Source organism: Echinimonas agarilytica, from assembly GCF_023703465.1.
In the GTDB taxonomy this organism is placed as follows: domain Bacteria; phylum Pseudomonadota; class Gammaproteobacteria; order Enterobacterales; family Neiellaceae; genus Echinimonas; species Echinimonas agarilytica.
On sequence record NZ_JAMQGP010000001.1, the window covers coordinates 108,285 to 133,872 of the forward strand.

Annotated in this window: 20 protein-coding genes; 10 read left to right on the forward strand and 10 right to left on the reverse strand. The window is 45.4% G+C overall.

The genetic code is table 11. The features are described 5' to 3' along the window. Positions 1-69: 69 nt before the first annotated feature. The 3 genes from NAF29_RS00430 to NAF29_RS00440 all read left to right on the forward strand — a co-directional run bounded on the left by NAF29_RS00430 (position 70) and on the right by NAF29_RS00440 (position 3,932). Positions 70-1,320 (forward strand): WD40 repeat domain-containing protein, encoded by a 1,251-nt coding sequence (locus tag NAF29_RS00430; protein WP_251259454.1) that lies wholly within the window; start codon positions 70-72, stop codon positions 1,318-1,320. A 4-nt stretch (positions 1,321-1,324) separates the two neighbouring features. After that, positions 1,325-2,788, forward strand: a complete 1,464-nt coding sequence (locus NAF29_RS00435) for a sensor domain-containing diguanylate cyclase (RefSeq protein WP_251259455.1) — start codon at positions 1,325-1,327, stop codon at positions 2,786-2,788. Between the two features lie 466 nt (positions 2,789-3,254). Then, a complete protein-coding gene (locus NAF29_RS00440; protein ID WP_251259456.1) occupies positions 3,255-3,932 on the forward strand; it encodes a TetR/AcrR family transcriptional regulator in 678 nt (225 codons plus the stop codon). A gap of 69 nt (positions 3,933-4,001) precedes the next feature. On the opposite strand, the gene NAF29_RS00445 is transcribed toward NAF29_RS00440, so the two are convergent. The 5 genes from NAF29_RS00445 to NAF29_RS00465 form a co-directional block, all read right to left on the reverse strand. Continuing rightward, positions 4,002-5,678 (reverse strand): glycoside hydrolase family 43 protein, encoded by a 1,677-nt coding sequence (locus tag NAF29_RS00445; protein WP_251259457.1) that lies wholly within the window; start codon positions 5,676-5,678, stop codon positions 4,002-4,004. A gap of 267 nt (positions 5,679-5,945) precedes the next feature. Beyond that, the gene (locus NAF29_RS00450) at positions 5,946-6,956 is read right to left on the reverse strand and encodes a tetratricopeptide repeat protein (protein ID WP_251259458.1); all 1,011 of its coding nucleotides are present in this window, start codon (positions 6,954-6,956) and stop codon (positions 5,946-5,948) included. A 5-nt stretch (positions 6,957-6,961) separates the two neighbouring features. Beyond that, positions 6,962-7,678, reverse strand: coding sequence for a phage tail protein (locus NAF29_RS00455; RefSeq protein ID WP_251259459.1), 717 nt, complete (start codon positions 7,676-7,678; stop codon positions 6,962-6,964). A 39-nt stretch (positions 7,679-7,717) separates the two neighbouring features. Next, complete coding sequence (locus NAF29_RS00460; RefSeq protein WP_251259460.1) at positions 7,718-8,578, reverse strand: hypothetical protein; 861 nt, start codon at positions 8,576-8,578, stop codon at positions 7,718-7,720. Between the two features lie 309 nt (positions 8,579-8,887). Beyond that, positions 8,888-9,985 carry a PLP-dependent cysteine synthase family protein gene (locus NAF29_RS00465; RefSeq protein ID WP_251259461.1) on the reverse strand — a complete coding sequence of 366 codons (1,098 nt, stop codon included), beginning with the start codon at positions 9,983-9,985 and terminating at the stop codon, positions 8,888-8,890. A 202-nt stretch (positions 9,986-10,187) separates the two neighbouring features. Between NAF29_RS00465 and NAF29_RS00470 the strand changes: the two genes are divergently transcribed. From NAF29_RS00470 to NAF29_RS00485, 4 genes are all read left to right on the forward strand, one after another. Then, positions 10,188-11,429: a sensor histidine kinase gene (locus tag NAF29_RS00470; protein WP_251259462.1), complete on the forward strand. Its 1,242-nt coding sequence runs from the start codon at positions 10,188-10,190 to the stop codon at positions 11,427-11,429. Then, positions 11,430-11,984 (forward strand): response regulator transcription factor, encoded by a 555-nt coding sequence (locus NAF29_RS00475; RefSeq protein WP_251259463.1) that lies wholly within the window; start codon positions 11,430-11,432, stop codon positions 11,982-11,984. It begins immediately after the preceding gene. A gap of 394 nt (positions 11,985-12,378) precedes the next feature. Further along, entirely contained in the window at positions 12,379-13,398 is a 1,020-nt protein-coding gene (locus tag NAF29_RS00480) for a polysaccharide lyase family 7 protein (protein WP_285817561.1), read from the forward strand. A gap of 41 nt (positions 13,399-13,439) precedes the next feature. Continuing rightward, entirely contained in the window at positions 13,440-13,889 is a 450-nt protein-coding gene (locus tag NAF29_RS00485) for a lectin-like protein (RefSeq protein ID WP_251259465.1), read from the forward strand. A 42-nt stretch (positions 13,890-13,931) separates the two neighbouring features. On the opposite strand, the gene NAF29_RS00490 is transcribed toward NAF29_RS00485, so the two are convergent. Beyond that, positions 13,932-15,866, reverse strand: coding sequence for a TonB-dependent receptor (locus NAF29_RS00490; protein WP_251259466.1), 1,935 nt, complete (start codon positions 15,864-15,866; stop codon positions 13,932-13,934). A 388-nt stretch (positions 15,867-16,254) separates the two neighbouring features. Here NAF29_RS00490 and NAF29_RS18370 point away from each other — a divergent pair, with 388 nt between their 5' ends. Continuing rightward, complete coding sequence (locus tag NAF29_RS18370; RefSeq protein ID WP_251259467.1) at positions 16,255-17,055, forward strand: glucosaminidase domain-containing protein; 801 nt, start codon at positions 16,255-16,257, stop codon at positions 17,053-17,055. A 39-nt stretch (positions 17,056-17,094) separates the two neighbouring features. Here the strand turns inward: NAF29_RS18370 and NAF29_RS00500 are convergent, their stop codons facing one another. The 4 genes from NAF29_RS00500 to NAF29_RS00515 form a co-directional block, all read right to left on the reverse strand. Beyond that, positions 17,095-18,303, reverse strand: a complete 1,209-nt coding sequence (locus tag NAF29_RS00500) for an NADH:flavin oxidoreductase/NADH oxidase family protein (RefSeq protein ID WP_251259468.1) — start codon at positions 18,301-18,303, stop codon at positions 17,095-17,097. Positions 18,304-18,330: 27 nt separating this feature from the next. Continuing rightward, positions 18,331-19,362, reverse strand: a complete 1,032-nt coding sequence (locus NAF29_RS00505) for an HlyD family secretion protein (protein WP_251259469.1) — start codon at positions 19,360-19,362, stop codon at positions 18,331-18,333. Continuing rightward, complete coding sequence (locus tag NAF29_RS00510) at positions 19,359-19,808, reverse strand: magnesium transporter (RefSeq protein ID WP_251259470.1); 450 nt, start codon at positions 19,806-19,808, stop codon at positions 19,359-19,361. Before NAF29_RS00510 ends, NAF29_RS00505 begins: the two co-directional genes overlap by 4 nt. Before the next feature lie 150 nt (positions 19,809-19,958). After that, a complete protein-coding gene (locus NAF29_RS00515) occupies positions 19,959-20,756 on the reverse strand; it encodes a LysR family transcriptional regulator (RefSeq protein WP_251259471.1) in 798 nt (265 codons plus the stop codon). Between the two features lie 133 nt (positions 20,757-20,889). On the opposite strand from NAF29_RS00515, the gene NAF29_RS00520 reads away from it, so the two are divergent. Both NAF29_RS00520 and NAF29_RS00525 read left to right on the forward strand, forming a co-directional pair. Further along, positions 20,890-21,783: an aspartoacylase gene (locus NAF29_RS00520; protein WP_251259472.1), complete on the forward strand. Its 894-nt coding sequence runs from the start codon at positions 20,890-20,892 to the stop codon at positions 21,781-21,783. A gap of 749 nt (positions 21,784-22,532) precedes the next feature. Next, entirely contained in the window at positions 22,533-25,553 is a 3,021-nt protein-coding gene (locus NAF29_RS00525; RefSeq protein ID WP_251259473.1) for a TonB-dependent receptor, read from the forward strand. Positions 25,554-25,588: the final 35 nt, after the last annotated feature.

The following is a 25,588-nucleotide window of genomic DNA, read 5'->3' on the forward strand; positions in this document are numbered from 1 at the left end:
ACAAGTGTTACGTTATGTCATCTTTTGTTGAAGACTTGAAGTCTGCTGACGCACTCAGCAAGGAAATGTATGTCATCTCAAGTGAACGTTTTACAAACCCCTCTTTGGACCGCAACGCCTACGGCAGGTACTCAAATTAACTCGAGCGCAGTGAGTGACAATGGCGAGGTGGCTGTTGTTGGTACTTCGAGTGAGTATGATTCAGGTGATTTTTCAGTGTTTTGTTATGACCAAACTGGCGCATTGAAATGGCAGCAACCCATCGCAGATCAGCGTGTTTATCAAGGCGTGTTTTGGGTTGCGGTCAGCGGTAATGGTCAGATTGCAGCGGCGGGAGGGGAAACCTCAAAAAGCGGCAGTCAGCGTGGCTTTTTGAATGTCTACTCTGTGTCATCGGGCGAAGTACTCTATAGCGCTAAATTACCCTCTCGTGTGAATCAGATATGTTTGTCTCAAAGTGGCTTGCATATGCTGGTGGCCTATGGCGATTCGTTGCAATTGTACACGCGCCAAAATAACACCTATGTACTCACTGATACTGAGACGTTCGAAGGTCAATCATGCAATAGCTGCGCACTATCGAGCGCTGGCAATATGGCTGCGGCAAGTGTGGTGAATTACCACGACTCTGATACCGCGAGTACATTATCAGAGACCGGCCGTATTGTTGCTTATTATGTGCTGAATGACCGCCTGAAAGTTGCGCTCGACTACCCTGTTCTGGTTGCCACTATGCGCGTTGCAATGAGTGCGGACGGTGAGTTCTTTGGCGCTTCACTTCATAACGGCCACTGTATTGCATTTGACTCAACCTGTTTTGAGTCCGGTCAATGCTTATGGCAATTTGCGCCGGCGGGGTATTCGTTAAGTGTCGCCTATGGCATTGCTGTCGCGCGCGACAAGAACGGTGATTGTTACTTAGCATGTGGCGCAAATTTGTATACTGATGAAAGTGCGCCTGCAACCGCACCTTTGGGGGTCTTATACCTGGTGAAGTCTAAAACTGTTGGGTCGAGCCAGCACGCAGATTTACAGTGGTGTTGCCCAATCCAATACTCTCCAAATCCTGGCGTGAATATGGATGTGGCGGGGACTTATGTCACCGCGACTGATGGAGCACCCGATTTTAGCCATAGCCCGACGCCCTCACAAGAGTCACCCGGAAACTTCTATTTATTTGACCGTCAAGCTGGGATGCAAATCGGACAATATCAAACGTCTCAGATGAATTGGCCGATGGCAATTACAGCAAATGGGCAATACCTGTTTGGTGCTAGTGATAATGGCACGGCCTACTATTGGAAAACGGCCGACGCATAACCTCATGAGTGATTTGTCCATACAATTTTCAATACGCGATAAGCTAACCGCAATCCAGTCATATGTGTTGAAACACGGGCTTGTTCAAGCAGCGCTGTTTATTGCCGCATGGTTGATTGTATTTGGTTCTGGTGCGTTGTTGGATGTGGTTAACTACGCCAGCCTTTGGTTTCCAGCCGCAGGGTTAACGTTTGCAGTATTGGTTGTGGTTGGGTGGCGATCCATACTGCCGCTCATGTTTTGCGCAGTGGTTGGTACCTTTTGGACCGACAGCATTTATGGTTTGAATACGCCACCCGATGAGCTCTTTGTGACGGGGATTTTATTTGGTGTAGGGCATATCGCTAGCTATTATATTGGCGCGAGATTGTTACTGTATATCTCTGACACATCACTGCAAAATTTACCGCGTTTAGCAACATGTTTCCTTATTTTAAGTGCTGTTTGTTCATTTTTGGCGACTATTTCTGTACTCACTGCGCTAGTGTGGAGTGGTGCAATAGATGATGGCTCTCATGTTGATACTTGGCTGCCGTTTTGGATTGGAGATCTAGCGGGCATGGCCGTCACAGCTCCGATATTTTGCTTTATTATCGCTAAGTTATACCCGCATCCTAAATTCTGGATTGGTGAACACTTAAATCAAAAGAGCACCACCAGCTTTACTGAATTTTTGTACAAGTGCAGTTTGGGCTTGGGGCTATTGTTGGTTGTGATGTTGTTGGCATCAATTTCTGAGGCGCCAGAAGCCGCGTATGCTGCGTTTTTCTTAATATTGCCTCAAATGTGGATTACTTATACTGAAACCCCGTTGCGAACATCGTTGAGTCTTGCGTTGCTCAGCTTAGCGATTGCTTTGTTGGTCACGCCATTTGATGTCATGCAGTTTGCATTGGTATATCAATTTGTTATTTGTGTGGTGGCTGCGACGACTCTCTACGGGTTAGCGGTGCCAGCCCTTATTGCTGATAATCGGGCCTTGCGAGGCATGGTGTTAAAAGACTCTCTAACGCAAACAACATCGCGCAACGAATTGATCAATCGCGTTGAAAAAGAGTTGAAGCAGGCTCAGCGTCAAAAATCGGAGTTGTGCCTAATTGTATTCGATCTAGACAAGTTTAAGCACATTAACGACAAATTTGGTCATGTTGCGGGCGATAGAGCGCTGATCTCTGCTGCTGATTGTGCCAAAGACTGCCTTAGAGAGACTGATATTTTAGGTCGCTTTGGTGGCGACGAATTTGTAGTGGTATTGCCGTTTACGTCGGCAGATGCGGCTGTGTTAACAGCTGAGCGTATTCGTTTGAGATTAACCCAAGTGACAGTCGATCATGGCGTCACATTAAGCGGTAGCTTTGGCGTCAGTGCTGTCACTGGTGTTGACAGTTTTAATCGCGCATTTGAACGGGCAGATAAAGCTTTGTATCGAGCTAAAGATTTGGGTCGTAACCAAGTGTGCTGTATGTGATGCCTTGCCAGTTTTGTTGCATATGTTGCTCACAGATTTAATGTTGAATGCTCTAAATGGTTGGCTACGATTGCTCGTATGTATAAACATTGGTTTTAAATTTATTTTAAGTTGGAATCTTTCTATTAAGTATTTTTGGTGTAAGTGAGTGCTCACTGGGTGGGGTTTAATTGAGTGCTTCAAAGTGTCAATACGTTGAAGTATAGACATATTTTTCAGCCACCGCTGGTGAAGTCTTGTGTCAATTTTTAGTGGGCTTTATCTAAATTGAAACGTTTAAGTCGTTTTATAATTTGTATTGTGAATCGTCCATGCTGTGGCTCTAATAGGAAACCAATCTAATATGGACTGTATTTGGCATTGCCTAATGACGCTTAGCTCATTATATTTGCGCACAATCTGATTCTTTAACGTCGTAATGATGCGCGGCATTTTTGAACAATACGGGAATATGGAGTTTTAGAACATGCTGAAAGCCGAATCTGATTTCGATCCGACAGAAACGCCTACGGGTAAGTATAAAGCCGGTAAGATTCGTGATCGTAATATTAATGCGATTATTGAAGCTGCAGCTGAAGAGTTTGTTCAAAATGGATTTAAGGGCACGAGTATTCAAGCGATTGCTGATCGTGCTGATATCCCCAAGGCAAATGTGCATTATTACTTTAAAAGTAAGTCGAACTTGTACATTGCGGTGATTGACAACTTATTGCAGCTTTGGAACGATTTCTTTAACACAATCAACGAAGATGATGACCCTGCGGTAGAACTTGACCAGTTTATTCGGCAAAAAGTGATGATGTCTTACACCCATCCTCGCTCGTCAAAATTATTTGCTATGGAGATCATCCAAGGCGCTCCTCATCTCAAAGAGTACTTACGTTCGGATTTGCGTCAGTGGGTTCGCGAGCGCGCCAAAGTGATCGACAGTTGGATTGCTCAAGGGAAAATGGACAAGGTTGATCCCGCTTATCTTATCTTCTTGATTTGGTCTTCTACTCAGCATTACGCAGATTTTGATACGCAAGTACTAACGCTGATGAACCGCGCTGAGTTTGAGTTGGATATGATTGAAGGTATTTCGAATTTTTTAAGTTCAGTGATTTTGAAAGGCTGCGGTTTAACGCCCCCAACAAAGAGCTGATGTCAGAGCTCGCATCAATTCTTTGAAAGCCCGCGTCATAGCTCTGACGCGGGCTTTTTCGATCAGGCCTTACTGAGCGCGATCGAAGCCTTCATATTCAAACCATTTAAATTCAGCTGAGTTGGTGCTCAACTCGCCATCTGAAGTGGTGTACATGCCCACATAAGGGCCATTGAAGCCTCCAGCCATTTGGTCAGATGTGGCCACTGCAGAAACCAGTCCGCCAATTGGCTTCATATGCTTCGCTGTGCTGCCATAGCTGAATTGTAGTTGTAAATCTGGGGTCGATTTAACGCCAAAGACGGCACTCTTTTTAGTAAAAGGTACGTGCGCGACTTCAGTGTATTTACCCTTTTTCATGTAACCCAAAGTGATGTGAGTTTGGGACTTGCTGAGTTGGTAGTAGGAATTGTAATCACGATAGATCACAAGACCTGCACTTTCGTTTTTAGTGGCGTTGAACTCAACTTCAGTCGCAGCTTTGTATTGAATGTCTTGAATGCGACGGACCAACATGGATGGATTCACGCGATTGTCAGATAAATTCGCCGAGCGCGTATTTAAAACAAGTGAACCATTGGATATTTGGTGCCATTTCTCGGTTGGATTTCTCAACATATTAAATGCTAAGTCCAGTGTAGGCTGGTCGAACTCGTCGCGTACTGGCTTTTTGGGGAATGGTGTCCAAGGCAGATCTGGGCGCTGCGCTTGATGCGGAATGCGAGCGTATCCAGGGTTAGCCACAGGCCAACCATTTTCCATGACCACAGGAACCAAAAACGTCTCGCGGGCTAACATATTGTGTAATGCGCCTTTGGAGTCTTCAAATTTACGCTTGGCCAGAAGTACCATCCACCAATCGCCATTTTGTGTTTGAATGATATCAGCATGACCAGTGCTGTTAATTTGTTCGTTGTTACCCAGGTTTCGATGCGTGATGATTGGGTTTTTGTGGTGTGGCACATAAGGCCCTTTGAGGCTTTGACTGTCAAACACGTTCACAGCATGATCTTCACCGGTTCCCCCTTCGGCGACAAGTAGCATGTAGCGTTTTTTGCCCTTCTTATCGTCGATTTTGTAGATGTGTGGACCTTCCGTCCAACGAGCATTAATCGCATGGCCGTAAGTGAGCTGAGTTTTACTCCCGAGCAACGTTCCCGTTTTTAGGTCAATTTCTTGAATCCAAATACCGTTTGGGTTGGGCCATGTGACTTTTTTCGGCTCAAGAATACCCGTGCCTGTGTAATAAGCTTTGCCATTTTCCCAAAATAAGTCTGGGTCAATACCTCTGTCTCCCTCGACCCAAATCGGTTTGCTCCAAGGGCCTTGAGGATTGGTGGCGGTCACATAAAAATTACTGCCACACTGCACGCAGGTGGTAATCATGTAATAAGTACCATCGTGATAACGCAAAGTCGGGGCATAAATACCCCGAGTTTTATCCACATCTGCTAATTCAGGAAGGTAGTCGGGCTCGCTCACGGCGTAACTAATTAACTGCCAATTGACCAAATCTTTTGAATGGTAAATAGGCACCGCAGGAAACCATTCAAAACTTGAGTTTGCGAGGTAATAATCTTCGCCAACGCGAGTAATACTCGGATCAGGATGGAACCCCGGAATCACTGGGTTTTGGTAGTTAGTCGGGGCGGAATTATTTTGTGCGGCAACACTGTGTAAAGGCAACAATGCGCTGAGTGCAAGTGAGGCAATTATCCCTAATCCGTTAGACACTAATTTTTTCATTTAAGGCTCTCTAAACAGTCCAACAGCTTGCTGAGTTCTGTTGAATAATATTGATATGTGGCTAAATTTAACCTTAGTTCGAGGTTAGATTAAGAGAGCCGTATCAAGCTTTAAGGGCGCACTAGAAAACCATTACGTCCAGCTTTTATTAAGGTTCTGATGAATACCTGATGATCGAAATAAACAGTGATTATATACATTTAAAAAGCAGAATCGAGTGCGCAATTTAGCCTAATTAATTCGTCCCATCGAAGAAATATCACTTATCTAAAAAATCGTGCGTGCTTCAATACTGACGAAATTAGCCACCTTTTTATCTAAGTCAGGTTTCCATTCCGGCGGCATTTCTTGGTTGATGTATGTTTGCAACTTAGAGGCTGAATCGCTGGGGATTTGCTTTAATGCGAGTTGATTCCACACGTAACTTTGAGCTAAAAGCTCACTTGCGTTCCCTTCATTTAGCATCAGCTTTTCCCAGCTGTAGAGCGCTAAAGGATGATAAGCTGGGGGATAGCCCTTTGTGGCTGAAACGTGCATCCAGTGTAAGGATTGTTGGCGAAGCTTAGCGCCGACTTCTGGGTTGTGAGAATAGGCTTTTAATAGCAAGGCCAGTCGATATGAGGCGATCGCAGAGCCCGCATTCGCGGCTTGTGTGTACCAAAAATTAGCCTGATCCGCGTCAAAATACTTGGCACCATGCGCTGAGTAAATATCGCCGAGTACAATTTGTGCGGGCAAAGCGCTTTGTTTTGCCGCTGCGGTGCAGTATTTCAAGGTGGTTTGAATGTCGTTGGGTTGCCATTTTGTGTCATTGAATAGCTGACCATAGTCACACCACGCCGAATGAAGGCCATTGTTCGCTGACTTAATGTACCAAGTGCTTGGAAGGTTGAAAGAAGGGTCTAATGTCGTGTTTTTAAGGTTGGCCCATTGATTGTGCTGCAAACAGTGGCCAAATTTTTGCTGAGCGAAGGGAATCTCTCGCATCGCTGCTTTGCGAAAATATTCACAGGCGGTTTGTTGCGACGCCGGCACGCCATTTCCGAGTTCATACATACGTGCCAATGAAAAGTCGGCCAAACCATTGCCGTTCTCAGAGGCGTTTTGAAAACGAGCCCTTGCCTTATCGTATTGGTGATTATTTTGTGACTCGATACCTGATAAATAGTCCGGATCTTTCTCCCACGATGATGCGTGCGCAGAGATTGAGAAGAACAGGCATTGGCAGCAAATAAGGCCAAACAAGGTTTGGCCTAAACGGAGAAGTATATCATGCATAGTCATTAGCTTCGGCTTGGATATATGCCTTCAATCGCAATGATCCAATTCATGCTGATAAATGGCATTCGGTTTTCATGTGGCACGGAGCCTCCTTGAGAACCAATCGTGGTTTGAGGGGCTGACGTTGGCGAACCGGAAACCGTTACGTTTATGGAATCACTGGACATCGCAACACTCGGCGTGCCGGTCGTGTATATGTTGCCTCGGTCAACAGTTCCAAGAGCGTTCCCAGATGGGTCGCCTGTACTGTTCGTTGCTGTTGAAGCGTGAAGCGTTGCATCGGCGTTAAAGGTAAATTGCCCGATCGTAGTGGTTGCCGAGTGAGTGTGAGCTGGCATTTCAAAAGTGCTCAAGGCTACCGTGTCTGCCCCTGCTTTATTACCTGGGCGATAATTAAACTGGCTGCCTGGACCACGTCCCGTTCCTATGACTGCTCGGCCACGAGTATCCGGTAAGGCAAAGGTCGTTCTGCCGTCGCCCCCATACATCGTACCCAAAATAGAAAACATAGCAGAGTGACTGCTAATAGGCATTAGCTGACCATGAGCTAAAGCCCAGTTTCTTGGTGCGAAACTTCCGGCAAAAACGCACATACCTCCAATCATAGGCTCATAAGAACAGGCATTGGCTTGCTGCGGAATGAACGCTAAAGGCAATGCCGAAAGGCTGAGTAAACCCGCTCGCCATTTTAGAGGAATTCTGTTGAGTAATCGTTTCATGATTAAGTCCTTAGTAATCGTTTCTACAATGAATACTACTTATGATTTCTGACGCTGTGTTCTTCGGAGCATCCAAAGAAATGGAATGATCAGTAGTGCGGTGTGAGGCGCTGGAATGGGGTTTGTAGGTGGGCCGCCCGCCCCCGTTTGGTCGCCTATTCGAACATCATCGAATCCGATGATTGAAAGACTCGCAAAGGCATCACTTAAGATACTTCCTGGGTCAAATAGTTGACCTTGCATTTCAAACCAACCATTGAAATCGAATATTTCGCCCGGAGCCAGCAGCTTGGAGAATTGATAAACTCCAGAGCTTGCCTGCATTTGTCCAAAAGTGCCGGTGAGGTTGTGGTCAAGTTGATCACCGTAGAGGCTGTCACTCGAGTTTTGGGCGTAAGTCAGCTCATTTGATACGCTTGGTGGATTGGTATAAAAGTTATCGAATAAAAACATTTCTGTTGTTATGTAGGCATCGTTACCTGTCGCAAGCGTTGAAAAATCGTAGTTGAATTCAAAAAACACTTCGTGGCTCACGGTACCTGACAAATTCGTGAGGCTCATGCCATAGTCATAGAAATTATGGATTTCACCTATTTGTGTTTGAGCCTCTTCCAAGTGTACGTTGACGGATACACCATCTCCGAGCTGCGTGAACGAGACCGATTGAGTGAGGGCTCGGCTGGTGTGTGGATCTTGAGATGAAGTGGTTGCGGTGCCTGCGATCGTTGTTCCGAAATCGATGATCTGAGCCGCGGGGGTCGATGTTAGATTTTGATTGATGTCGTAGCGAGAGTATCCTGATATATCTAAGTCAGGGTGAAGGCTAGTGGCTGTTGCTGATGCTGTTATGCCCAACGAAATGGATGCGATAACAGCTTTAACGTGGCGTTTTGTGAGCATTTGAAATGATCCTCTTTTCAGTATTTGTCCTTGTTGGTGACTCAACACTTAGTCACGGCACTAAGGGTTAGAAAGAGCAACATCAAAACACTCTTTATGCCGATATATCTTAAAGTTAAAAAGATAATTGTTTACATTACGAGTTATTACACAACGAGTAACGAATCTCGTTGTTGCTGCGTTAGAGGCGACAATGTTGCACATGAACCCCGTAAAATGCGGGGGTGAGCCGAGAGGAAGCCCGCTATTCGATGCAATTTTTGGCGCAGGTGCATCGTTAAGCGGTCAGTGTTGATGAAAGGCTTAAGGTCATTTTGAGTGGCGTTGAATTGATGATTCAAAGTCTTCGGCAAAGTGGCCATGCTCAAATATATCTTGGAGCTGGTGTTGATAAGGCTCTAAGTCAAAACCGTGCTCATAGAGCCACTTTGGGTTGTAATAAGTGTCGATATAACGCTCTCCAGAATCACATATCATCGATAACAAGGTCACGTGTCTGTCGTTATTTGCCGTGCGAGCTAATAATTGAAGGGTTGCATATACATTGGTACCTGTAGACGCTCCGACCTTACGATTCAGAACCTTTTCCAAGGCATGTGCAGTTGCGATTGATGCCGCATCGGGGACTTTGATCATGGCGTCGATCACCGATGCCATAAAAGAGGATTCCACACGAGGCCTTCCAATACCCTCAATACGTGAGTTGGATGTGAGCGTTAATGATGAGTCACCGGATTTGAAATAATCAAAAAACACCGAATGTTCAGGATCAGCGACACACAGCTGTGTATTAATTTTCTGATAATTTAAGTAGCGCCCTATCGTGGCAGGTGTGCCGCCTGTGCCAGCGCTGACCACCACCCAATCTGGAATCGGATGAGGTTCCAGTTCGAGCTGGCTGAACATGGACTCCGCAACATTATTGTTGCCGCGCCAGTCGGTTGCACGTTCGGCATAGGTAAATTGGTCCATGTAATGGCCATTGGTTTGCTGGGCAAGAAGGCGCGCTTCTTGGTAAAGATCGCCGCTATCGGCAAAGTGGCAAATACCCCCGTAGTGCTCAATTTGCCGAATCTTTTGCTTAGATGTTGAGCTAGGCATGACCGCGTAAAAAGGCAAGCCTAACAATCTTGCAAAATAGGCTTCAGACACTGCGGTACTGCCCGACGAGCATTCGATGATCGGTGTGCCTTCGTTGACCCAGCCATTGGCTAAGCTGTATAAAAATAATGACCGCGCAAGCCGATGCTTGAGGCTACCGGTGGGATGGGTCGATTCATCCTTTAGATATAAAGTGGCATTTAAGGCTGCGGGCAGATCAACTTTAATCAGGTGAGTGTCGGCAGAGCGTTTATAGTCAGCTTCTATTTTTTGTATTGCTTGGTGGTTCCAAGGCATTGCATTCATACCGCTCACTCCAAATTCTATACTTATATCTCTGATAATATGTCGCTTTTCATAAAGGGCTTTCAACTTAAATAACAAAGTAGAAGCGGCTTTCGCTGTAGCGATTTTAGTACAACTTAAAAAAGTCGAAGTTTTGATCTTTTTCTCGGTAGTGCAAGTTGGTAATCTGCTTGACCGGCACGAAAAGGAATTCGCACAAGCCATGATGAAATCACTATATATCCCTACAGAAAGAAGTGCTGAGCAGCGCCATCTACGGCGTGTTTTACAGCTTCGATGGGTGCTGATCGCACTCGAAATTATATTGCTAAGTCTTGACTCCCAAGGGGAGTGGATTCATTTTTTTGGATCGCCGATCGGCATTATTCTTGGTATGCAACTGGCACTTCAATTATTGAGCGAAGCCTGGATGCGTTCATCTAACCGCGTGTCGTTATGGATGATTGGATATCAGTTGGTGTTAGATGTAGGTTGCTTAAGTGGCCTTATCTATTTTACCGGTGGCGCAACCAATGCCTTTGTCTCGGCTTTGTTGATCCCTGTAGCGCTGGCCGGTGTAATGCTGCCAATGCTTGGGACTCTGCTTGTTCTTGCGGTAGCGGCTTTTGCTTACAGCAGCATGGTATTTTGGCTCCCAAATGAAATGCATCATATTCATGACATGCATGCTCATTTTGTTGGCATGTGGGTTAATTTCCTCATTTCTGCATTTGTGATGACATTCGTGATTGCAGTGATCGCGCGCGAGTTACGCCAACGTGACGCGCAGCTTAGCGAGCAGAAACTTCAAGCGTTAAGGCAGCACCAAGTATTATCAATGGGGGCGGCAGCGGCTCAAACCGCGCATGAATTAGCCACACCCATTGCAACGCTGTCGATGCTGCATGAAGAGTTGTCGGAAAATTACCCTACAGACACTGATATTGCAGCATTGGCTGCGCCCCTTAAACAATGTCAAAGTAGTCTATCGGAATTGCGACAGGTGGCGGATGAACTGCGGCTTCAGCAAGTCTCCATTATTCTCGCCGATGCCTTGTTTACTGATTTAGTCGAACGGGTACGTTTGTTGTGGCCAACACTAGAGTTGCAAGTCAGTCATCACTTTGGTGATGAATACTTGAAAACTGACTCGAGTGTACTGCCCGCACTTATCAACCTAACGCAGAACGCGGCGCAGTCTGCAGAGCTTAGTGGTTGCCCAAGAATTAGTATTGATGGTGGTGTAGAAAATGGTGTCTGGTGTTGCCAAATTCGCAATCCCATTGATGAACTTCACCAATTACATCAACCTCCAGGCGGGGCATTGGTGGCGTCTAATCATGGCTTTGGTATGGCACAAGTGCTGAGTCGAACGGTGATTGAACGATTTGGTGGTAGCTTGTATGCAACAGTCAGAGACGATGAAATGTGTGTTGAAGTACGCCTACCTGTAGAGGCAGCTTAAATGTCATCGAAGCGCTTGCTGATTATCGAGGATGACACCGCTTTTGCATCTGTCTTGCACAAGCGATTGTTGCGTTACGGTTTTGAAGCCCAAGTTGCTTTCGATGCGCCAAGTGCATTGCATCTTGCTTATCAATGGCATCCCCATTTCGTCATTTTGGACATGAAATTAGGCAATGATAGTGGTTTGGTTTTACTGCCTCAGCTGCGCCAGTCTCTTCCTCAAGCGCGTATTGTATTGCTAACTGGTTACGCCAGTATTGCTACGGCGGTGCAAGCTGTGAAACAAGGGGCAGATGACTACCTTGCCAAGCCGGTTGAAACTCAAAGTTTGTTGGCATCTCTTCAGCCGTCTCCAACACATCCAGATGCGATGATAGCGGCTAAAAGTGTGGATGAGAGCAAAGCGATGATGTCGCCGGAACGGTTGGAGTGGGAACATATTCAAACTGTATTAGCGATGCACGGTGGAAATATTTCCGCAGCAGCTCGAGCAATGAATATGCATCGCCGTACGTTACAACGTAAATTGTCAAAACGTCCCGTCAAACAATAAATGTTATAAATTGGTCATATACCTTGAGCCGATTTCTATCGTGACTGTATTCTTTGATCTATCTAGTTTGGGTCCGAATCTCTATAGCCTTTTATGCGTTGGCACCTGAAGTGTCCATAACCTTATGATTTTATTTGGTCATGTTTTTTGATCAATTTTTAGTGATAGGAAAATAAATTGGTAATATCACATTGAGTGATATTTGGGGTTGAAATTGGTAATACGAAGTGGTTATATCTTTTTCTGTGTATTGGCGGTGATTCAGATCTATACCCTACTTAAGAGCTGAAACACCATCGCCTTTCTTAATTAGAGAGCGTTCTAAAACGCGCCAATTTTTACTCATACTAATAACAAAGAGCGACTCATGAACAATCGGTCAACATGTAACGCGATGATTGCAATGCTGGGTTTAACAAGCCTGTTTGCTGCACACGCTGACGCCAAAGCCCCTGCTAAAAAATTCAACTTATCTCATTGGAAGATCACGCTTCCCATGGATGCCGATAATAATGGCAAAGTGGATGAGGTTGATGTGAAAAAAATCAGACGATATTCGCATCCTGATTTCTTCTTCTTGGATGAACAGGGTTATATGGTTTTTGCGGCTCCGAACAAAGCAACCACGACCAGCGGATCTTCGAATACGCGGAGTGAATTGCGCCAAATGATTCGTGGCACTAATACAAAAATCAAAACCAAGTCGCCGAAAAATAATTTCGCAATTGCAGCGCATCCAAATGCAACGAGTTTTGGGGATATTGGCGGCAAATTGACGGCCACATTAAAAGTCGATCATGTCGCTCTAAATGCCGGTCATCCAGATAAGAACCCAGCTTACTCTGTAGTCGTGGGGCAAATTCACGCAGGCAAAGATCAGCGTTTAATTGATGAAGGAAATGGTTTTGGTTGGGGCAATGAGCCGATCAAAATCTATTACAAAAAATGGCCTGATCATGACACAGGTTCGGTGTTTTGGAACTACGAACGTAACTTACCCAAAACTGACCCGAACCGGACCGATATTGCGCTACCTGTATGGGGTAATACTTGGGAAAATCCTGATGATCCGAAAGATCAAGGTATCGCTCTAGGGGAAGAGTTTAGCTACATCATTAATGTTCATGAAAATGTTATGTACCTGACATTTTATAGTGCCAAGCTTGGTGTGGTGAATTACGAGATTGACTTGTCGACAGCTGCTGATGACAACGATCATCCTCAGGGTTATGCCGGAGATTGGTTCTATTTTAAAGCGGGTGCATATAACCAATGCAGTACAAAGGATGATGAAGGCGGATGGTATACCGCTTGTCCGGGCACCGGTGACTGGAATACTGATAAAGCCAATGGTGATTACACCCAAGTATCTTTTTCTAGAGTGGTATTGAGTTCCTCAGAAGCCCCGAAATAATGTTGAATGGCTTGAAGTATCAAGCATGGCAAAGGGAAATCATGATGAGATTGCTGTTTTGTGTGCTGGTGTGCTTGATGGCGTTGGGGTGTTCCTCGATGTCTACTGAGTCGAGTCGATATGAATTTGTGTACGAGCAAGTGTCGTGGACCGAAGCTAAACGACGAGCGGAAGATCGAGGCGGACACTTGGCGTGCTTTGAGACCCTAAATGAATTGAAGCTCGTTAAAGCTAAAATGCATCGCTCTCGAGCGCTGTGGGTTGGTTTAACCGATGTACAACGTGAGGGCGATTGGTTTTGGCTGAACGGCGAACCGCTAGAGCCTTACATGATCGATTTGTTAGAACGAGGCGAACAACTTGAACAGAGAGATTACGGTCATCTTTTGTTCAACAGTGGGCTGAATTCCCGCGATGAAAAGGGCGAAAAACCAAAAGGTTGGAAGGCCCAAGAGCATGTTGAAGGATTTATTATTGAGTGGGAACGTTAATTTGAGGAAAGCCCTTTTCAGGGCCTTTTCGTCAGCACCTGGCTACATTTCAAATGCAATATTAGCCCAAACGTTGCGCCCTATTCCTTCGATGCGAGACCCGATAGGAAGATCCGACATCATGACCCGATTGTAGCCGGCTAAATGGTCTTGATACCCCTTATCAAACAGGTTTTCCACACCTGCGCTGAACAACCAGCGATCGAATCCATAGCTCATGTCCAAATCGATTGTGCCGTATCCAGAGGTTTTTTGCTCTGCATTCACGGCGGCTACTTCTTCTTTTTTGGCCACTAAATTCCATGCGCCACCAAAGTTCAGATTATGAATGTCATAGCTGAGACGGGTACGTAACGAAGGTGGCGCAATACGATATAAGTCATCGTTCATATCACGACGCTTGCCGCGGACGTAACTGGCGGTGCCTTCAAGCGTCCATTGGCGTGCAATGTGCCAAACAGCTTCAATGTCGAAACCATAAAGTTCTGCATCGACATTGGCGAATTGTAAGGGGGCTTTCCCCGTCATGGCGGTAGATACCATGTTGGCGGCCATATGGGGACTTGGGATGCCTTGAATGTAATCGTCGATGCGGTGATAAAATAGATGTGGTTCTACAAAACTACTTTCACCTTGCCAACGCATGCCTGTATCAAACTGCCATGCCTGTTCGGCATTTAAATGGGGGTTGCCTATGTAGTTATAGCCATCAGCTAAGCCCGCTGTGGCTTCAAGTGGAAACCATAGATAACGTTCTTGATACGTCGGTGCGCGCTGCTTTTGCCCCGCGGCTGCGCTGACAGACCATGCCGAGTTGAGTGTCCAAATCACTTCGGCAGTGACATCATACAGCCAATCATCCTGATCACGTTCGGATGCATTAAATTCATCAACCAACTGCATGATCATCGGATTCATCATGGCCATGGAATGACTCACGTCACCTGCGTCGGCTTCTGCATAGGTCAGTCGAGCACCAGTAGAAAATTCTAAATTGCGGTGAACGTGGGTCCAAGTTCCGTAAATGCTCGCTTTATTGTCTTCAACATCGTTAAAGTTCGCGATTTTAAACATGCCATTTTTGGGGTCGGTGATGGTCGCGTCATGGTGAGCGACAATACCATTGGTACCCAACTCGATGATGTGCCCGTTGAACTCTTTATTTGCGCTGAACGTCCAGTTAATGTCGTCTGATGTGGCGAGGTTATCGCGCGTCATATCCATCATCATGCCGTTTACACGCTGGCTATAATTGTCCATCAAGTGCTCGGCATCGGTGTACCCCAAATGAACTTTGGTTTGCCAGCCTGCGACGTTAAGGTTGCCATTAAGTGCAAATCGATCTGTTTCGATGTATTGAATATCCATCGGTAACGCGGGAGTACCGGCTTCATCGGTATCAAAATGTTGCCACGATACATTGATTTGTCCGCTGTCGAGGGCATAGTGATAGCTTGCCCCGCCCACCCATTTTTCATATTCGGTGGGTGAAATAGAATGCCCATTGCCGGACTCTAAATCGCTATCGCCTTGTTGAACATCTATAAAAAGTTGTATGCCATGTTGCTCATTGGCGACCTGAAACACTCCCTGCGCGCTGGTGGCTTGCCCATTGTCTTGGTAGCCAAGCCGAGCTGTACCATTGATGCGAAGATCAGATTGAGTATTGAATATGAATTCGCGCATCTTGACATCATATGCGCCGCCGAGCGTTTCAATCGCGCTGCTCACTGGCGCTATACCTCGATGACTTTGTAAGCTCTGAATCAGAATGGTTGGGGCGTAACTGAGCGGTGTATCCATTGCATTTGGACCCGCACCGATCACCGGAGAGCCGTCAATACTGACTGCGACACGGTCACCGTACAAACCTCTATGTTGAGCGATGGGTGTCAAAGGGCCGTTGCGATTGATGGCTGCTCCAGGCATCTTTTTGATTAAGTCTCCTGCATCAGGGGCGATATAATTTAGCGGCATGTTAACGACGGCCTTGTTTTGCTCGGAGTGACCGAGTACTTCGATTCGTTCAATCGAATTAGCATATGAACAGACGCTAGTTGGTGCAGTCAGTATTGCGAGCAATATCGCTGAGGCAATTTTAGAGTGTTTTTGCATCACGGTTATGGTGTTAACTTTTTGTAAATGTAATGACTTTGAAGATACTGGCGAGGGTGTTGTGCAACAATCAAAATCAGCAAAACTGCGACAATATGTCGCAGTTTATTAGAACGAATGACCGAAATTGGATTGGAGATGAGTCTCAAAATGTAAGGTAAAGCCTTCACAGACTTGGTTTGACAGGATAAATTTGCATTTGATGTCGTCTGTTCGCCGAATTGACGGTGGCTTTTGAGGCCTGTTGTCCGTGAGATTAACCAATAAAAATATAACTGTACTCGTTGTCTTGGGTGTTGTTTTGGCGCTGGCAATTGTGTTTTGGCCGTTGAAAATATTACCCCATTATATTCCTGATTATAAACACACTGCGTTACCTGACTTTTCAACGATTCCTGCGGGTTCAGAAAGAAAAGAGGCATTTTCTAGTTATTTGGTGCCCTTGATTCAAGCGGTGAATGCGCACCAGCTGTTATTGCGCGAAACGGCTCAGCAAGTGGCGACTTTACCTGAGCTGTCAGATTATCAGCAACAGTGGTTAGCGGGCTTGTGTCAGCTGTACAGTATTCGCACTCCATGTAAACCTGGAATTCCATTGTTACAGTCCATTGATAGTCGAATTAATACAGTGCCTGTTGCGCTGGCGTTGGCTCAGGCGGCGAAGGAGTCGGGTTGGGGAACCTCTCGGTTTGCTCGGCAAGGCAATAACTTGTTTGGCCAATGGTGTTTTAGCAAAGGGTGTGGACTTGTACCTTTGCAGCGTAAACCTGGAGCTAAACATGAAGTGGCTACGTTTGATTCGCCAGCTTACTCCGTGGACGCTTATGTGCGTAACATCAATGCTAATGGCGCCTATCAACTGCTGCGTCAACATCGTCAGTCGCTGCAAAATCAAGCCATGCCCGAATTGGTAAAAGCGCTCATATTGGGGCTTGGCTCTTACTCTGAACGAGGTCAAGCCTATGTGCATGAAGTCGATGCCATGATTGACAACAATCCATCGTGGTTGGCGTACCCAGCAGTGGTTGAAAAACACCCTCCCACGCTTTAAATCTCATTGAGAGTGCATGACCAACCATGGAGCCCCAATTTATATTCGTCTGGGCTTAAATGCATTCAGCCCAATCATTTTCAGCATATGCCACGCTGACGACCAAGCGGATAATTTTAGGTTGGGTTTGAGCCCTTTTGAAAGTCTATGAATCTGTACTTCAAACCAGATTAAATGGACCATGATAGCCTGATCTATGCGCTGATACCCGGTGGTGGGTGTGGGCGTTTGCATGTCGACTGAATCGCCATTCACAACGAGTTTAGAAAATGAAGGCTCTACTGTTAATGGTCGTCCGAGTCCAATTAAATCAACACCTTCAGCCAAGGTTTCTTGTATATGCTGACTCGATCGAAACCCACCCGTCACGGCAATAGGAATACTAATTTCCTGTTTTACTTGGCGCGCAAATTGGCTGAAACAAAGGTTCCTTTCTGAGTGAGTTTGCTCCCCCATCATCGCCGCTACTTCATAGGTACCTCCCGATAACTCAATCATATCAACGCCCGCTGTTTCCAGTGCTTTCATGACGGCTAAACAGTCATTTTCGTTGTAGCCACCTGGTTCAAAGTCAGATGAATTGAGTTTCACCGAAATCGGAAAGTCATCTCCTACCGCTTCCCGACAAGCGTGATAAACATTCAACAAAAAGAACATTCGGTTGGCCACAGCGCCTCCCCAGTGATCGACTCTTTGGTTGTGTGTGGGGGATAAAAATTGGTTAATTAAGTAGCCATGAGCGGCATGTAATTGAACGCCATCAAACCCAACATCTTTGGCCAGCTTTGCTGATATAGCAAACTGCCGAATGACTTTTTGAATTTGAGCTTCTGTCATTTCCAACGGGGCATTGAAGCCTTTTTTATGAGAGCCTTGCAAAGCAATCGCTGAGGGTGCAAGTGGTGCTTTACTCAAAAACTTGGATGACTGTTTACCGGGATGATTGAGTTGCGCCCAAAGCTGACTGCTAAAATGTTGAGTCGCGCTCGTCCAATAGCGAAATGCTGCAAGGTTGCTAGAGTCATCAAGCACAATGTTGCTGGGTTCAGCAAGCGCATCTGAGCTAATCATAATGTTCCCTGTGACCAACAATCCTGTACCGCCTTCTGCCCACGTTCGGTATAGCCTTGCAAGTTCTGGTTTGGGGTTGTGTTTGGAATCTCCCAATTGTTCACTCATGGCCGATTTCATGAGGCGGTTGGGCAGTAGAGTCTGCCCAATACGGATTGTTTTTGATGCATGATTCATAAAGGCTCCTAGGATATTCACATTCGATTAAAGGGCGCTAAGATAAGACTTGAGTGCTTTTAGGCGAACGGTTGCGCCACCAATAATGTCGATGAAGCCTAATATCGGGTGTGGCTTTTCTGCCGAGACCCAGCCTGAACCTGTTGCGCCGATTGGAATGAGCATGCCTTCTGGATCATTAAACTCAATGATGACAGTACGACCATGAGTTGAACTGTTTGATCCCACATGTTGGCGGACATGTTGATCACCATTCATTGGGTTCACCATGGCTTCACCTGTACCTGCACGAATACTATGCACGCGACCTCGAATGATTTGACCTGGGTAAGCATCCACATAAAACTCAGCAAATTGTCCCGGTTTGATGTTGCCGTAAGCTTGATCCGCAATACGCATTTCTAGGAACTTGCGAGATGTATCATATAAGTGCATGTTACCGATGCGAGTACCGTTTGCGATATTGACCACCGATAGTTGACCATCGAATGGTGCACGGACTTCACGGCGGTCATTCTTCCAGCTTGCAGAATTAATTTGCGATTGCATCGATTCGATCTTTGCTTGAGCCGCGACTATCTTTGCTTTGCCCGATTGAATCGACGCTTGTAAATCATCTTTGCTCGACTGAGCGGCAAAGTCTTGCAGTGACTCTAAGCGCTCCAAGTTGCGTTTGTCATTATTCAAACTAATTCGAAACGCTTCAATTTCATGATGCGAAGCATCTATTTGAGCCTCCAAAGAGCTGATCTCTTCGTTGGAATCGACATCAATTAGGGTGTAAATCAATTGCCCTTTTTCCACGAATTGGTTGTGATCAACATAAATTTGATCGACTTCTTGCATCACCAATGGGCTGAGTACCGCATGAGGCGCTTTCACGGTGGCGCTGTCGGTCAGGTCGGCAGGTGACCAAAAGCGATGTCCTGCGAAGAGTAAAAATGCCAGAAAAGCGCCAATACCAACCGACATCACCGCGTTTCTAAGGTTCCAGGTGATGACTCCTAACTTGACTAACAACCAAACGACTAAGATATAAGGCAGCATAATTTCTTTCATGATTGAGATCCTTTTGAGTCGTCACGACCCAGTCCACGATTGATGATGGCAGATAGCTGATCGGCGATGATATCCCAGCGTGCGAATGCAATGATGATGGCCAATACCCACCATGTTTTATCAATAAACAAACCGCATAACGACAACGCAAAAACCACTTGGGTATGAGCACTGTTGAGGCGCTGTGCTTTGTGTACTGCAATCTCATGAAGATCCCACATGAGCTTAAGCACATAGATGATAACGCCTAGCGTGATCACAAAAATAAGTCCCATAAAAAACTCCGAATCGAGCAGAGCAATAATATTGGGCGTCCCTTGTGAAAAGTATGCTTCGGTTAAATGTGTGCCATGGATACCGGCCATGAGTGAAAAAATGGCACTAAAACCCAATATGGCGGTGATATAAGCTAGGAATTTGGCAAAGCCAGCTGCAAACCCTTTCATAATGACTCCTCAAAAATACTGTTTATGCAAACAGAAATTATGGGAGAGAGGCCCTCAGCCCATATCGAATGAGTGAAGTATCAAGTAACGAACATGTAAAAAGGAGGTAGCGACTATTCCAAATGGAATAGGCAAAATCGGAGGGGGCATCTAAAGGCGGTGTGTATTGTTCTTAATCACGTCATCAATGATCTTGCTAATCCACTGAATTTTAGGCTCTTCCCTTCGTGATGATTTAATCACGTAGCCCACATCAAAATTCAAATGACTACTGGTGTCAGCTGTCGCTAGCTTTAAGTGGTAGCGGTTATATTGGTCCTCGAGTTGGAGACCAAGCCCCGTGTTGTCGGTGACTATCGTTGGTTCAATTTTGCCGGTTTCGCGTTCATAAACTGGACTGAATTCGTTGAAATTGTCCACATGCACTTTGATCATCTCAGCGCCTTGTTTACCGCGCTGTACCGCTGTTGCAGTAAAGATTTTGCGCTGATAAAACTCCTGGCTGCGGTCGGTAATGGCGTGAATACCAATTTCAACGCCGCCTTCTAGAATTGATTGTTCAGAATCTGAGCGCCAATGTACCAAAGTGATTTTGGCAGTTGTTTCGGCACGAATGGCCTCGATAATCGGCTTTCCAAAAGCGAGAATAAGTGGTTCAGAAACATGAATGTTGATGGTGTCTATGCTGCTAGGAGAAAACTGGTCGGGCTCTATCGCTGACTCAACTGATGCAATCGCAAGTTTTAATTTGGGCGCAATACGTTTGGCATATGTTGTCGGTTCTAAGCCGTTGGCGCTGCGAATAAACAACGAATCATCGAGGTCTTCGCGTAATTGAGCGAGTGTCTTAGAGACATAAGATTGAGAGCGGCCCAATTGTAAGGCTGCGCGTTGCGTTGAGCCCGTTTCAAATAGCGCGATAAACACATTGAGATTGTTCAGATCCATTGATGCACTCTAAAAAATCATTTCGTTCTAAGGGTATAGTTAAACATTCTGGCTGCCAAGCCTGTTTGTTGGTTTCGGTGAGCATCCCAACAATGATAAATTAGTAGCATTACAATTTCTCAAAGCGCATCTCATGACTCAATTTAAATCAGTCGCCATTGTTGGTGGTACCCACGGAAATGAATTTACTGGTATTTATTTGCTGAAAAAATGGCAACAGCAAATCGCAGAGGTGAGCCGACCTAGTTTTAATACGGAACTGGTCTTTGCCAACCCCAGGGCGCATGCAGAAAACAAGCGCTATTGCGACCAAGATTTAAATCGTCAATTTAGTGAAGCCGATTTAGCAAACCCTACACTCACAGGCTACGAGCAAAGCCGAGCCAAAGCTATCAATCAGCAACTCGGGCCGAAAGGTGACGCACGCATAGACTTCATCATTGATTTACACACCACCACTAGCAATATGGGCGCAACGCTTTTGTTATTGCAGCAAGGCGAGGTGTACAACAAGTTAGCAGCATATGTTCAGCAGCAAATGCCAGAGGTGATTGTTATTCGCGATGACGATCATTTAGCTCAGGCGGATCATCGTTTACTCGCGACATTGGGTAAGTTTGGTGTCATTGTTGAAGTCGGGCCGGTGCCGCAATCTGTGTTGCGCGCAGATGTGTACCAGCAAAGCGAGCAAATGACACAACACATCTTAGACTTTTTGGAGCTGTGGAATAAGCAGCAGCTACCTTCGTTGCCGAGTGATATAGACGCATATCGCTACACTGAATCATTGACCTTGCCGTTGGATGATCAAGGGAATCGTTTGGGAATGGTGCATCCGCATGTACAGGATTCAGATTTCAATGCATTAGAGCCCGGAGCGCCGTTGTTCCAATGTTTTGATGGGACTGTGATGACGTATCAAGGTGAATCGATTGTGTACCCAGGTTTTGTCAATGAAGCTGCCTATTATGACAATAACCTTGCTCTGTCCCTGCATGAAAAAGTCACAATTAAAGTGAGTGAATAAGTTCATTTTGCACTGAATAAGCCTCGACTTCAGGTTACGATCAGCTACTCATTTCTGATCGCGACCTGACCACTTTTCTATTTTGATGATCCAATGAACCCTTCTTAGCCAACTATTCGAGCCTGATCTTGGGGTTATTTTTGACTTCGCATACTTCCTTAACATATGTCTAAATTGGCTAAACCGACGAGTGCGTAAAGTCTTTGAGAATTACTGCAGTAGCTCACTGTTTGGTGGACATGGATAATTTAATCTACACGGTAGCTGAATAATCCATTGTGTTGATGTTTTATTTGGGGTTTGAATTATGCCGCTGCTGGTGTTTTTGATTAAAGTCACGAAATTGATCAATTGCAATTCAATATTTGTATTACGGATGAATAAGCAATTGTATTTTGTTTAAATAGCTGGATCGATTATTTTTAAACCTAAATAAATATAATAATCCAGAATGGAATGATATGGTTTATTTTTGTGTAAGTTATTGATATTTATGGATCGTAAGATTTCCATAAGGAAAGCTTATGGAATTTATTAGCCTATATATTTAGCTTTGGTTGGTGATTTAAACTTGATGGGAGTAGATTTGTTGGTGGGTTGTTTCTCGTTTGTTGGCGAATATTAAATACGTTTATATAAAGTGTTTTTAGGAGCTGCTAAATAATCCATGTGAACAAACGAGATAGCAAAATATTCCAATAATTATTAGAGAAGACCACTTAAATTTAATGTGGTACAGAGAGTGAATCATGTTTAGGAAAAGCATACTTGCAACGCATATAAAGTTAAGTCTGCTTGCGTCAATCACAGCAATCTCTCCTGTTGCTATGAATGTTGCATTGGCAGAAGAATCCTCAACAAAAACACAAAAAGAAGAAATTGCACAAAAACTAAGCGACGTTGAAACCATACAAGTCACCGGTATTCGTGGGTCTTTATCGGGCTCACAATTTCTCAAGCGTAGTGCTGACCAAGTGATGGATGCGATTACAGCTGAGGACATTGGTAAATTACCTGACCAAAACGTGGCCGAAGCACTTCAGCGCATTACGGGTGTACAGATTGGGCGCGACGCAACGGGCGCAGGCTCGGGTTTCCAGGTGCGAGGTATTAGCCAGAACCGTGTGGAAATCAATGGTCAAACCATGGTGAGTAACAACGGCGAGTCTCGTTCAAATTCATTCAATGATACATCCTCATCTTTATTTAAAGGCATTGAGGTCATCAAGTCACCCACCGCAGATATGACTGAAGGTGCAATTGGTGCAACTGTTCGACTGAAGACTTTTGCCCCTCTGGACTTTAAAAAAGACCTGACATTAAGCGGTAAATATGAAGGCACAAAAGATCAAAAAGCCGACGACAAAGGTTACTCAGGCAATGCATTGCTATCGCAAAAATTTGATTGGGGTGATTGGGGCGAATTTGGTTATTTAGTGAATTTCAGTCGCGAAGAGAAAATTACCGAATCAGAACTCTATTCCACAAATTGGCGTGCTGCCGACTCTAATCAACTGGTTCTTGACCCCGATTCACCCGAAAAAATAACACCGGGCACACTGGTTTATATTCCTGATCAGCCTCGTCTTGAGCGTAAGCCGTTTGAAGAAAAGAAAACGGGGCTTGATTCCAAAATTCAGTGGGCTCCGAGCGCCGACTTAGAGTTTTTTGCTCACGCGTTTAAAACAAAATTTACTCAGAACTTAAAGCAAGTTCGAATGAATTACTTAAGTCGCGATACGTCCGCATTGCTACAAGATAATGCCGAGTACTTAACCTTCGAACGTGGTGCTATTCCGGTTCAATATTCTGATGACCAAGGCTCTCCAGCCACTGAAAACGCACACCGTGCCATTTTGAGCTATGGTGAATTCGACTTTGATGCTGCGGGCAGTCCAGCGCGCTTTGCCGGTAACTTTAGCCGCAATGACATTGAGCAGTTTGCATTCTCGACCGGCGCTAAATGGTCTATTACTGAGGATCTAGCGTCTGAGTATGTGTTTAACCGCTCAAGCAGCAAGCGTTTTGAAGAAGCCCGCAGTACGTCATACAACATTGATCTGAAATACGAGATTTTAGACGATGAAGGCCTGCCAACCGACGAATATGTTCGTCCTTCAATGGTGATGAATAATGGCGGCGGCGGTGTTCCAAATATCTATTTGGACTATTCGAACTTTGGCGACGATTTCGACATCAACAGCTACGATGACATGCAAGTTTACGCATGGAATAACTTTAGTGGTTCAAACCGTCGTAAAGATGCTGAAGAAGTATCACATCAGCTCGACTTTGATTATTTCCTCGACTACGAAATGTTCACCACGGTTGAGTTTGGTGCGCGTTACTCAAGCCGCGAAGTGAGTCGTACAGAAGAAAAAATGATCAATAGCGGCATTACCGGCAACGGCGCTACGTTTGATCAAATTCTAGGTGGCGAGCATCCAGACGGTTTAGCTGCGAATAACTTCGAAGCGATGGAGTACTATGCTCCTGGTGTGGTGACCAATTTCTTTGAACCGATGGAAGGCAGTATTCTCGGCGGTGCTGGTGGCTCTGGTGGTACGTCTTGGTTGATTCCGCGCTACGATCGCAAGGTGTGGAATTCATACATGGACTACCTTGTTCCTGGGCAGGCATTTGAAGAATCACAAACCTACCCGTATGACATTACTGAAGATGTTACCGCAGCTTACTTAAAACTCAATTATGACTTTGATCTATTTGACTTTCCTGTGTCAGGTAACTTCGGTCTGCGTTATGTAGAAACTGACACCACCTCGATTGGTAATCAGAGTCCTGATAATGGCGACACATTTGAGCAGACCACCATCAAAAACACCTACTCGAATACACTGCCGAGCTTCAACGCCAATGTGCGTTTAAACGACGATATGTACCTTCGAGTTGCCTACGCACAAACAATGTCGCGTCCGGATCCAGTGGACTTGTCTCCTTCTGTACAAGTCTATTCAGGTACGGCAACAGGGCAACGGGGTAATCCTTACTTGAAGCCGTTTGAAGCCAGTCAAATGGATCTGTCTTACGAGTGGTACATTGATGATGTGAGCTCGTTCTCAAGCGCTATTTTTTACAAAGATATTGAAAACTTCCACAAGAAAACCACGATTTTATGGCAGGGTTCAGACCACGGTATCGACCTTGATAATGACGGCCTACCTGATGACATTACCTTAAGTACCAAGGTCAATGGCGGTGGTGGTACTGTTCAAGGTTTAGAGTTGGCCTATCAGTCTGTGTTTGACTTCTTGCCGGGCTGGATGTCTGGGTTTGGAGCGCAGTTGAACTACACCTACACCGACAGCGACCAAGATTCAGGTTATGACGAACTCACGGGTAACCAGCTCCCAGTGCCTGATTTATCTGAGAACAGCTACAACATCGTGTTGTTTTATGAGAAATATGGCTTCTCATTCCGCGCGGCGTATAACTACCGCGATGAGCGTTATATCAAAGAAACTGCCGGTGCCACCGATAGTTCTCTATGGGTCTATGACGAAGTGAAGTCAATTGAAGCGGGTAGCGACCAATACTCGAACTTATCGGCTCCATTATCACAATGGCGCGACGAGTACGAAACCCTTGATTTATCTGCAAATTACAAAATTAATTCAAATATGTCCCTGCATTTTCAGGCCACCAATGTGCTTGATGAAGAGCGCCGTGATTACGCTGGCGTGAAAGATATTACGACTGAATATCTAGAAACAGGCCGCTTCTTCCGATTCGGTGTGAGTGCGCGTTACTAATGCTTTGGGTTTGCTCTGTAGCTAAGGCCGCAGAG